Raw genomic sequence first — 10,408 nt, 5'->3', positions numbered from 1 at the left:
GTTAGGGTCTGGTGAAAAAGTTTTTCCTGGGGGTAGGGTGTGGGGTGTGGGGTGTGGGGTGTGGGGTTTTACTCATTTTCATGTGGTCAATTACCTAATTTTCAGGAAAAAAGTCCAGGGATTTTCCCCCCAATCACTCCAAAGGTCGGCACTTTTTGAGGCAAAAAAAGTCTAAAAGCGTTATCCAACAAGGTTTTTAGATTTATTCAGCAAGCCCTAATTAAATCCATCAGGGTGAGCCATGCTCACCCTAATCACCTTAACTAACAGGCAATTAAACGGCTGTCAGGGTTTTTTCTAGAAGTTGTCGGGGAGCTTGAACCAAACCACGACAGTGGATTTCGGCAGAATTATTGGGACTTTCAATTAGTTTAACTTTATCTAATTGGGCCCCTAATTGGCGGATTGGTTCCTCTAATAGTTGAGCGATATGTAGGGCAATATTTTCCGCGGTGGGAACCACTTCGGCAAAGTAGGGAATATCCTTATTTAAAAAAGTATGATCGAAGGGTTCTACTACCAATTCATCGATCGCTTTTTGTAAATCCCCTAGATCCACAATCATACCAGTGCGGGGATCGATTTCTCCCGCCACGGATACTTCTAGGTGATAATTATGACCATGACCGTTTACCCTGGCGCATTTGCCGTAGATTTCCGAGTTTTGTTCCAGGGTTAATTGCGGTAAAGCCAAACGATGAGCGGCACTAAAATGGGTTTTGATGGTTAAAGTTGCTTCCATATCTTTTCCTTGATATTCTGCCCACAATTCGGGGTGTTCAAATAGTTGAATTTTGACCAATGGTAAATAGGGTGCTAATCTTTGCCAGATAACTCTAGCGATATTTTCTGTGGTGGGTAGGGTTTGCTGAAATTCCGGCCAGACTTGATTGAGATAGGAGTAGTCTAATTGACTGGTTATCTCTCGTTTAATTACCTGTTTAACGGTGGAGAGATTCTCCACCATGCCATAAGGATTGAGTTCTTTGTATAGGGAGACATATAATTCGTAATTGTGACCATGACCGGGAAAACGGCTACCAAGACCAAAACGTCTTTGATTTTCGGCTTCGTCCCATTCTGGCAGATAATAGCGATGGCTGGCTGAAAACCGCGCTCGACGATTGATGATGCAATCCATAAATGTGGGCGATCGATGACTTTGTAAAGTTACGTTAAGAGTAACCCTTTCTAGCATAAACCAGTTTTGTCCCCCCCAGCTTGCAGACTGGGGAAAGTTATCCCTCAATTCTGGTATGGTGCGATCGCTGTGAGTCTATATTGAGATTTTGCTATTTTTAAATATTCCGCTAGTTTCTGTTGAATTTTTTTCTTTTTTCTGGGTCTTGTGGCCATTCTAAACTGGATTTTACCCCAATATAAACCTATTTCTTTTTTTAAATGTTTGTGACTTGATAACTACTTAAGTAGATAGGTATTAAAAACTTTCAGATCCCCCCGCCTATCGGCACCCCCCTTATCAAGGGGGGACTAAGGGGGGATCAGAGGCAAAATCCATTTTTAATTTAATTATAACCAGCTACTTATAACACAAAGTCGAGAAGAGCCTCTTAACTTTTTTTGTATCAAAATTACTTGAACGGGAGCATTAAAAGGGGAGAATTACCCCATCAATCTAGACAAAGAAACTATTGACTGCAATAGGGCCGAGCGCCGGTAAAGTACCCGTTAACCCGGTAAGATTAATCACCAAATCATTAGCACTTTGGAAACCCGCCGTACCGTCGTTGATAATTAGGTAAGTAGAAGAACTATTGTCCCGTACTAAAACAGCACTGTTAATTCCGAGAGCTTGATTTCCGGCTGTTGCCCCATTAGCATCGGTAAAGACGTTAGCAACAATGGTGTTAATGTTGGTCGTGGTGCTATCTGTTGCCCGGGTAAAAGCGACAGGGGCATTAATTGCCGCACCAGCTTGACTAAGCAGGTCAATTTTATCAGTACCAATAGCAAAATCCGTAACCTGGTCTAGGGCTGCCGAGGTGGACTGACTAAATTGGAAGATGAAGATGTCTGTCCCCACCCCACCAGTTAAAGTATCGACTCCAGCAGCACCATTGAGGTTATTATTGCCACTATTCCCTGTAATCTGGATTTAAGCCATTACCCGTGCCATTAAGATTACCAGTACCAGTGAGAAGGAGATTTTCCGCGTTGTTAGGAAGGGTGTAGGAAATGGAAGCTTGCACGGTATCGGTTCCCTGGTTGAGAGCTTCAATGACCAAATCCCCGGCATCATTTACCGTATAAGTATCGTTTCCGGCTAATCCAGTCATGGCATCTGCTCCAGAGGTTCCCACAAGGGTGTCCGGACCAGAAGTACCGATAAAGTCATCATTATTGATGCTTCCCGTGGCAGTAGCGGTGGTAATAGTAGCGCCGTTGGTGGGAGTGGAGAGGGTGACGGTAAAGTTTTCGTTTGGTTCTACCGTTGTATCTCCCAAAACGTTAACAGTAATCACTTTACTGGTTTCTCCCGCCGCAAAACTCACGGTTCCTGACGGGAACACTCCTCCGACAAAATCAGTGGCATTAGCAGGATTGCTGCCGCTGCCGGTGCCGGTAACTGCCCAGTTAACGTTATTGGTTCCCGTGGTATTAACCGAACGAGTGACGGTGAAAGTGAAGGCTTTACTGCCACTGTTGCCCTCGGTTTGATTGGCACTGGTGGCCGCAATAGCGAGGGTGGCAGGAGGAGGAGACGGATAATTAGGCGTATTATCAAACAGATTGAGGGACATAGTATAGGTTCCTGTCCTAACGGCATTACCAATACTGCGAGGGAACAGGTTGGGATTAACATCAGCAAACGTCCCAGAAAATGGACGCCCCAGTCCTCCCCATACGGCTAGGTAGTACAGTCCATTAGCCGGCAAAATAAACGCATAGGTACCCGAACCACTCTGGGAAGAATTTTGTATTCTATTGCCATTAGCATTGTATAAAACTCCACCAAAAACCAAATCTGCTAAGTACCAAGGAAAGCCATCGGCTGTAATCTTCCATTCGATGCGATCTCCCGCTCCTCCCTGAAAGCGATAAAAATCCATATCATCTCTCAGATCGGCGAGAAAGTAGTTATCTCCAATGGATCCTGTCAGTGATACGCTGGCATTTCCTTGAGAATTGATTCCCGTGTTGATCGCATTAGCTAGAGTGTCATTATGCTGAGGTCTATTCTCGCGAAACAAGTGCAAGATTTTGAGGGAATCGTGATTCAAAACCTTGCGTTTTCATCGGCCCGCGTTCTGTAGGGGCGAAGCATTCGGATAAAAAATCTACGGTTTCACCGATAGGTTATTGCCCGAATGCTTCGCCCGTACTTTTTGCCGCAAACCCTAGATAGAGTCCTATAGCAGCGGATAAAAGACAGGATTTTCGCCGCTTTTGACCCCTTTTAGAGAGATTCTTCGATCACGGAACCATCTTCTTGCACCCAGGCGAGATTTTTAATCATTCGATCGCGGGCATAGGTGCGAATTTGTGCCTCGCTGCGACCACCTAAATCGATCGCCACCCTCAGATTCGGATCACTGGTGCGAAGGGAGCGAGCTTTACTAAAAGTCGCTATCTGGGCGTTATTACCCAAAGGGATAAGCAACCAGTCGAGGGGGGGAGCTTGGGTGGGTAAAGTCTGCCCTGATAATAAACTTTCGTGCAGTTCTTCGATATTCAGGGAAAAACCGATACCGGGAGCCGATTGGCCCTGGGGATGAAAAACGCCCAATAATTGATCATAGCGTCCGCCCTGGCCTAAAATACTGAGATTTTGCTGGTGATCACTAACCGCCTTAAAAACGATGCCGGTGTAGTAATCAAAGGTTTGAATCAGACTTAAATCGAGAATTAGGGGGAAAGGACCAGAGCGATCAGCATTAAGCAGCTCTACTAGGGATTTAAGGTTATTAACGGCTTTTTGGGCTGATTCTTCCTGGGCTAATACTGCCACTTGTGCGAGGACATCCTCAGGATTACCGCGCAGATGAAATAATTGTCGGGCTTGCTGCCGGAGGATTTCGTTGGGATAGGGAAGATTTTCGAGGCTAACGTAGTCCAGGAGGGCTAAACAGCGTTTCACCTGTTCGCGTAAGGGACCGGGAAAAGGGGAAAGTAGGGAACGAGTCAAACCCGCTTCTCCTAAAATAATCTGCCAGTTAGGGACGGCCAAACTATCGAAACAGTCAGCCAAGAGCAGTAAAATCTCGGCATCAGCTAGTAAACCGCCAGAAAAGAGCAGTTCTACCCCTGCTTGATAGAATTCCACTTGACGACCGTGATAACCGGCGCTAGGGCGACGAAAAACGTTGGCCCGATAACAGAGACGTTGGGGATAGGACTCCCCACTCATGCGGGAGACGGCACTACGGGCAATGGAAGCGGTTAATTCAGGGCGTAATCCCGATAGTCCTTGACTATCCCCGTGGAGTTGGATCACGGTGCTGGGATCGATCGTACCGCCTGCGGTGAGGGTATCGAGCCATTCAATGGTGGAGGTGACGATCCTTTGATAGCCCCAACGCTGAAAGACAGACTGAAGGCGATCATTAATCCAGCCTTTTTGGGTAACTTCTAGGGGTAATAAATCCCTTGTCCCCGCCGGGGGTTGATGAATCATGGGAGTTTGCTAATCAAAATCGGTGGCACTGGTCAGTCCTATTTCTTTTTACCACCAAATCGAGACCAAAAACCGCCCTTGCGCTCTCCTTCCTCTTTTTGTCCTTTCTGGTCTGGCATTTCAGTATTAGAATTAATTACTTTATCTAGTTCCCGTTTGCTCCTAATCACCGTCGCATCTTTGGGGTTGGTTTGCCAAGCGCGATTAATATGAACCCGGGCCATGGATAGTTGATTTTGTCGCAGGTAGGCTAAACCGATCAGGGCGTGACAGATGCCATTATCCGGTTCTTGCCGCAGGGCATCGCGCAATTCTCGCAAAGCTTGGGCGGGGTTATTTTCGTCAAGAGAAGCTTGGGCGCGGCGAATATAGGCTTCTAGGGGCGATTCCTTCGCTTTAGCTGGGGCTGCCGTGGTGACAGCCGCGACCACTAACTCGGACTGGTTAGTATTGCCCTGGGAGATAAAGACTTTCGGGGTGGTTTTCCTGTTGCCCCTACCTTCGGTTAAGATCAGATAAACCAGATTGAGTTCACTGAGTTGGGCGATTTTCTGATAGGTATTTTCCAGGGCGGTATATTGATCGATCGCCAAAGATTGCAGGATTTTTTGATAGGCTAATTCGTAGTTGGCGCTAGATTGGGCTAGTTTTCTGGCTGGTTCGCTACTGATGGTGATTTTACTCAAATCTCTCCCCATTGCCTTGCCCATTTGTGCTAAAACAAGGCGAAATTCTTCGCGAGATAGATCGTGGCTCAGATGTTCGTAGGCGGGGTTAACTAATTTTGCCAGTAACTGATGAGCCTGTTCCTTTTCATCGGGGGTGTAAGTGCGACAGGTATCAGGATGGAGTTTATAGGCGATTTTTAAGTAACGCTGGCGAATCTCCTCCTGTTCGGCATCGATCGAGACTCCTAAAATAGCGAAGTGATCGATTAAATCATATTGAAATAATCCCTGGGAAATTGGAAAAGTCATAGAGAGTATCCTAACTTTAATCAAAATGATAATCGCATTAAAACTGAAAGCTCCAAGAGGCCGCTTTTTGCAGAGCTTGGCTTAAGGGGGTGTGAATCTGTCCGTTAGTAGCCAGGATTCGCCCCGTTTCTATCAAAAAAGGACTCTCATCGTAGGCGCTAATTTTACCCCCAGCTTCTTCGATCAGAATAACTCCCGCGGCCAGATCCCAGGGATTAATCCCTCGTTCCCAATAACCATCTAAGCGCCCACAGGCCACATCGGTTAAGTCGTTGGCAGCGGAACCGCTGCGGCGTACCCCTTGGGTCAGATGGGTCAAATAACAGAATTCGGCATAATTATTATCGGAGGTTTGACAGCGATCGTAGGCAAAACCCGTCACCAGTAAACTTTTTTCTAGTTCACCGGTCCGGGAGACATGGATGGGACGACGGTTCAGGGTGGCCCCCAAACCCTGGGCTGCCCGAAATAGTTCCTTTCTAAAGGGGTTATAGATGACTCCCACTGCTGCTTTCCCTGCGATCAGTAGTCCGATGGAGACGACGGATACGGGATAACCGTGGGCATAGTTGGTGGTTCCATCGAGAGGATCGATCGCCCAGAGATAGTCGCTATCGGTCCCTGGCAGTTTTCCCGATTCTTCCGCTAAAAACCCGTGTTTGGGAAAGTGACGGCCAATAATTTTGAGAATTTCTGTTTCCGCTCGACGATCTATTTCCGTCACTAAATCGCCCGATCGCCCTTTTTCTTCTATTGTCTCGATTTTACCCCAATTATCGAGGATAATTGTTCCCGCCGCTAGGGCGGCTTCGCTGGCAATGTCTAAGTATTTTTCTAATTGGCTGCTGGTATCTAGCACGATTAATCCCTAATCTATTCCTCATCTAAGGGTAAACCAAAACGCACTTTCCCACGAGCAAAAAAGCGACCGAATTGCAGTTCATAGACTTCATCTTCGTCTTGGGTGGCTACTTCCATATCGCCACGGGCATAACTGACACAAAGTAAAGCATAACCTCTGGCTTTTAATTCCAGCGATAGTCCGATCGCTTCTGGTTGATGGATATCTCCTGATAATACCCTGACCGCGCAGCTGGTACAAGCTCCATTGCGACAGGAAAAGGGTAATTGATAGCCCTGTTTTTCCAGACTGTGGAGTATATAGTTATCCTCAGGAACGGTGGTGGTAATTTTTTCGCCCGTCTGACGATTGTTAACGGTGATTTGATGATATTTAGTCATAGTTTAGTTAGGCGGAAATTAAAGCTGTAATTCTAGATAGTTCTGAATTTAGGGGCTATTTTGGTCAGCCGTCTTGATTATATCATAAATCATTGCTCAAATAGTCATCATAATCTCTATAAATGCTTCCTGACAAAGGGGGGCGGTTTTCGGGGAATTTGCCTAAATCTAAGAATCTCCTACCATCATCTTTAATCCTCAAAAATCTACGCGCTTGAGATAGGCGAAAAATCAGCATCTTTTCTTAAATTACAATGAAGTTGATTAATGTTTAAGAGTCCTCACAAAACGTTTAGGAGAGAGAGACTTATAAGGTTTCAGGCTGGGAATAGATTGACGCACGATTTATCTATTTGAAAAGATTGGTTACAATTTTGTAAATCTCTCCTAAGGATTTAGCCTGTCTCTTAATACTGCATTACTCAGTTATTATCAATTACAAGTCAGCATCAAATCAGGTTATGCTCGATGATCCGATGTATAGGAGAAACACTGTTTAGTTTTCCTTTCCCCTTGACAAAGTGACATTAATCAGCTACAATACGAGTCAAACCATTTGTTAAGAAATTATAATGTTAAAAATAGCTGCTAAAAGACTATTAAATTCTTGGGGTTTCGCTCTATATAAGACCAAGTATTTACCCTTTGGGTGTGATTATAAGGAAGATATTAATAGACTCTCTCCCAATTTAAAAGTAGAGATCATCTTTGATGTGGGAGCTAATTTAGGACAATCGGCACTTCACTATCGTCAAAAGTTTCCCCAAGCCAAGATATATTCTTTTGAACCAGTCACCAAAGCCTTCCAAAAACTACAAGCCGCTACCAGCAAAGATACTAACATTTTTTGCTATCAATTAGCTCTTACAGATCGAGATGGACAAGAAGAAATAGTTACCATAGGGACGAAAGAAACCAATTCTTTGAAAGCAAAACCTGATCCCTCTTTATCCCTACAAAATGATCAAACAGTGGAACTATTTACTTTAACAAAATTAGATAGCTTTCTCGAAAATAATCTGGTTAATGTTGAATACATAGACATTTTAAAAATAGACACAGAGGGTTTTGAAATTCCAGTTTTACAAGGAGCATTAAATACTTTAAAAGCGGGAAAAATTCGCTATATATTTGCCGAAACTACTCTCCGGAATAAGGATAAAGATCATACTAATTTTTTTGAATTGAAAAAGTTTTTAGAACCTTATAATTTTAATCCAATAGGTTTCTATGATTTAGTTCCGTATTGGGGTGGCGGTAATGCGATAGACTATCTAAATGTTTTATTTAAACGTTGGGATAATCAATCATAATTGAGGAAACTATTACTTAATCTCTTTTAATCTAACTGCACCGTCGATAATTGAGATTTCCTGGGAGCCAATTTGCATGATCGCATCTAATCCCTTGCCGATAATTTTAACTGCTGGGGGACGACTTTTCTGCACGGTCATCAGTAGAAAAAACTCCTCGCTACCCGTGGCTAAAATGCGCTCACCTGTATTAGTTTTCTCGACTCTTAAAGTCACGGGAGTGATAAAAGTTCCCTGCATATTTGCCCCATTTTGAGTGATAATAAAACTACCTAACAAAAGGAGATATTTTTATATTAAACAAGCAAGGGGAAATATCAGGTATTCCAGGAAGAATAATTTCCAAATAAATTGGTAAAATCGGCTGATTTCGCTTTTATCTTCTAAATTTACTCCGCGACTACGCCACCAAAGAAGAACAAGTAGGAGCAGATGGGCGACAATGGCCAGAGGAGAATTAATTCCCGTTATTCCCAAGAGACCGACGACAATCATACCTGCATAACACAGAGAAATTGTCAAGAGGGAAATTGTTAAGATTTTTTCTGGGCCGAGCAGCAGGGTAAAAGTGGTAATTTGGTAAATGCGATCGCCTTCTAGGTCAGGAACATCCTTGAAAATAGCGATCGCAACGGTGAAAACGAGAACAAAAGCGGTTAAAACCCAGACTGAGGGATAGATAGACTGATTTTGATTAATAACTGTGTTGTAGTGGCGAAAAAGACCTAAATTAACGATGACACCCCGGACGGTAAAAATACAGAAGGCTGCCCAGAGGGGAAAGCGTTTTAACCGCACTGGTGGCAAGGAATAGGCAGTACCGATGAGTAAACTAATCCCCACGGTGATTAACAGCCAAAAACCACCGATAAAAGCCAGTATGATTGCTAAAATACCGCTAAACCCCACGATCAACCCGCCTGTTAACCGAGAAAATTCGCCCTTGGCTAGGGGAAGATGGGGTTTATTGATTTTATCGATGTCGATGTCTTCCAACTGATTTAAACCGACGATATAGACATTACCCGCAAGACAAGCAGTCCAAGTGAGCAATAAAACCGACCAATGGCTAAAAAAATCGCTAATATTGCCTAAAGCAATCAAATACAGACTTAAAACACTTAAAGAAGTGCCGATAATTGTATGGGGACGGGAAAATTTCCAGAGACTCCCTAACCGGTCGAGAAAGTTAGGCCGGGGATGGTTAACTGGAAGAAAAGGAGCTTGATTCATAAAAAAAAATCAATCCTAGGACAAGTAATCTGTTAAAATAATAATCCAGACTCAAACCCTGTGGAGAGGTGGCAGAGTGGTTGAATGCGGCAGACTCGAAATCTGCTTTAGGGTCACACCTAACGTGGGTTCAAATCCCACCCTCTCCGTTGAACTGATAACTTATAACTTAGTGCTGTCGTTAAGGAGCTTAAGGGATGTAGCGTTGTCCTGGGTGGTTTCCGCAAGAGCAAAAGCTTTTCTAATCTCCTTAACTTCTTCACTTTTTCATGGCCAGGGTCAAACCATCACCAATAGGAATAATACTGATATTGACCCGTTCATCCTGCTGAATTTTGGCATTAAGGGAACGGATAATTTTGGTGCGATTATCATTGCTATCGGCCGTCGCTACCCGTCCTGACCAAAAAACATTATCAATAGCGATAATTCCGCCGCTTCTGACCAATTGTAACGCCTGTTCGTAGTAGCAATCATAATTACTTTTATCGGCATCGATAAAGACAAAATCAAAACTATTACTTTCTCCCCCGGCGATTAATTTATCTAAAGTCTCCAGGGCCGGGGCAATTCTTAAATCGATTTTATCGGCGACACCGGCCTGCTGCCAATAACGGCGGGCTATACTGGTATATTCTTCGCTCAGATCACAGGCGATGAGCTTGCCTTGCGGGGGTAAAGCTAAGGCTACCACTAGCGCACTATAACCGGTAAAAACCCCTATTTCTAGGGCTTTTTTCGCCCCGATCGCCTGTACCAAAAAAGCCATAAACTGACCTTGTTCGGGGGCAATCTGCATGACTGCCAGGGGTTGAGAGGCAGTTTCTTGACGTAATTGAGCTAAAATCGGAGATTCTCGCAGACAGATAGATTGATAATAGGAGTAAAATTGTCGATCGAGTCCAAGAGTTTGATTAGCCATAAAAAAATTGCTAAAGAATAGAGTTATCGGGTAAAATTCTGGGTAATCTGAAGCTAGAGAGAGCGCATTGGTTAACCAAACAGGA

At 44.1% G+C, this 10,408-nt stretch carries 9 protein-coding genes, 1 tRNA gene and 1 pseudogene; 2 read left to right on the top strand and 9 right to left on the bottom strand.

Going from position 1 to position 10,408, the window contains the following annotated elements; all coding sequences use genetic code 11:
- Positions 1 to 274: 274 nt before the first annotated feature.
- From PN470_RS11990 to PN470_RS11965, 6 genes and pseudogenes are all read right to left on the bottom strand, one after another.
- The gene (locus PN470_RS11990; RefSeq protein WP_271937041.1) at positions 275 to 1,141 is read right to left on the bottom strand and encodes a 6-pyruvoyl trahydropterin synthase family protein; all 867 of its coding nucleotides are present in this window, start codon (positions 1,139 to 1,141) and stop codon (positions 275 to 277) included.
- A gap of 495 nt (positions 1,142 to 1,636) precedes the next feature.
- Positions 1,637 to 2,714: pseudogene (locus tag PN470_RS11985) on the bottom strand (bluetail domain-containing putative surface protein); the annotation flags it as partial.
- Between the two features lie 704 nt (positions 2,715 to 3,418).
- Positions 3,419 to 4,636: an ATP phosphoribosyltransferase regulatory subunit gene (locus tag PN470_RS11980; protein ID WP_272104588.1), complete on the bottom strand. Its 1,218-nt coding sequence runs from the start codon at positions 4,634 to 4,636 to the stop codon at positions 3,419 to 3,421.
- Between the two features lie 38 nt (positions 4,637 to 4,674).
- Complete coding sequence (locus PN470_RS11975) at positions 4,675 to 5,613, bottom strand: J domain-containing protein (protein WP_272104587.1); 939 nt, start codon at positions 5,611 to 5,613, stop codon at positions 4,675 to 4,677.
- Between the two features lie 37 nt (positions 5,614 to 5,650).
- Positions 5,651 to 6,472 carry an inositol monophosphatase family protein gene (locus PN470_RS11970; protein ID WP_271937023.1) on the bottom strand — a complete coding sequence of 274 codons (822 nt, stop codon included), beginning with the start codon at positions 6,470 to 6,472 and terminating at the stop codon, positions 5,651 to 5,653.
- 14 nt (positions 6,473 to 6,486) lie between these two features.
- Positions 6,487 to 6,855, bottom strand: a complete 369-nt coding sequence (locus PN470_RS11965; RefSeq protein WP_271937021.1) for a 2Fe-2S iron-sulfur cluster-binding protein — start codon at positions 6,853 to 6,855, stop codon at positions 6,487 to 6,489.
- A gap of 572 nt (positions 6,856 to 7,427) precedes the next feature.
- Between PN470_RS11965 and PN470_RS11960 the strand changes: the two genes are divergently transcribed.
- Entirely contained in the window at positions 7,428 to 8,168 is a 741-nt protein-coding gene (locus PN470_RS11960; RefSeq protein WP_271937019.1) for an FkbM family methyltransferase, read from the top strand.
- A gap of 12 nt (positions 8,169 to 8,180) precedes the next feature.
- Here the strand turns inward: PN470_RS11960 and PN470_RS11955 are convergent, their stop codons facing one another.
- The gene (locus PN470_RS11955; protein WP_223210807.1) at positions 8,181 to 8,408 is read right to left on the bottom strand and encodes a hypothetical protein; all 228 of its coding nucleotides are present in this window, start codon (positions 8,406 to 8,408) and stop codon (positions 8,181 to 8,183) included.
- 51 nt (positions 8,409 to 8,459) lie between these two features.
- Positions 8,460 to 9,401, bottom strand: coding sequence for a homogentisate phytyltransferase (locus PN470_RS11950; RefSeq protein WP_002794375.1), 942 nt, complete (start codon positions 9,399 to 9,401; stop codon positions 8,460 to 8,462).
- A gap of 62 nt (positions 9,402 to 9,463) precedes the next feature.
- On the opposite strand from PN470_RS11950, the gene PN470_RS11945 reads away from it, so the two are divergent.
- Positions 9,464 to 9,550, top strand: a tRNA-Ser gene (locus PN470_RS11945).
- Between the two features lie 110 nt (positions 9,551 to 9,660).
- Here the strand turns inward: PN470_RS11945 and PN470_RS11940 are convergent.
- Positions 9,661 to 10,323: a class I SAM-dependent methyltransferase gene (locus PN470_RS11940; RefSeq protein ID WP_002752805.1), complete on the bottom strand. Its 663-nt coding sequence runs from the start codon at positions 10,321 to 10,323 to the stop codon at positions 9,661 to 9,663.
- Positions 10,324 to 10,408: the final 85 nt, after the last annotated feature.

It is taken from the genome of Microcystis sp. CS-574, assembly GCF_028329095.1.
GTDB lineage: Bacteria > Cyanobacteriota > Cyanobacteriia > Cyanobacteriales > Microcystaceae > Microcystis > Microcystis ichthyoblabe_A.
This window is presented reverse-complemented; position numbering and strand designations above follow the sequence as displayed.

Bases quoted from the DNA above. Each gene is read 5' to 3' on its own strand.
- PN470_RS11990 (WP_271937041.1), bottom strand. From the start codon at position 1,141: ATGGATTGCATCATCAATCGTCGAGCGCGGTTTTCAGCCAGCCATCGC.
- PN470_RS11980 (WP_272104588.1), bottom strand. From the start codon at position 4,636: ATGATTCATCAACCCCCGGCGGGGACAAGGGATTTATTACCCCTAGAA.
- PN470_RS11975 (WP_272104587.1), bottom strand. From the start codon at position 5,613: ATGACTTTTCCAATTTCCCAGGGATTATTTCAATATGATTTAATCGAT.
- PN470_RS11965 (WP_271937021.1), bottom strand. From the start codon at position 6,855: ATGACTAAATATCATCAAATCACCGTTAACAATCGTCAGACGGGCGAA.
- PN470_RS11960 (WP_271937019.1), top strand. From the start codon at position 7,428: ATGTTAAAAATAGCTGCTAAAAGACTATTAAATTCTTGGGGTTTCGCT.
- PN470_RS11955 (WP_223210807.1), bottom strand. From the start codon at position 8,408: ATGCAGGGAACTTTTATCACTCCCGTGACTTTAAGAGTCGAGAAAACT.
- PN470_RS11950 (WP_002794375.1), bottom strand. From the start codon at position 9,401: ATGAATCAAGCTCCTTTTCTTCCAGTTAACCATCCCCGGCCTAACTTT.
- PN470_RS11940 (WP_002752805.1), bottom strand. From the start codon at position 10,323: ATGGCTAATCAAACTCTTGGACTCGATCGACAATTTTACTCCTATTAT.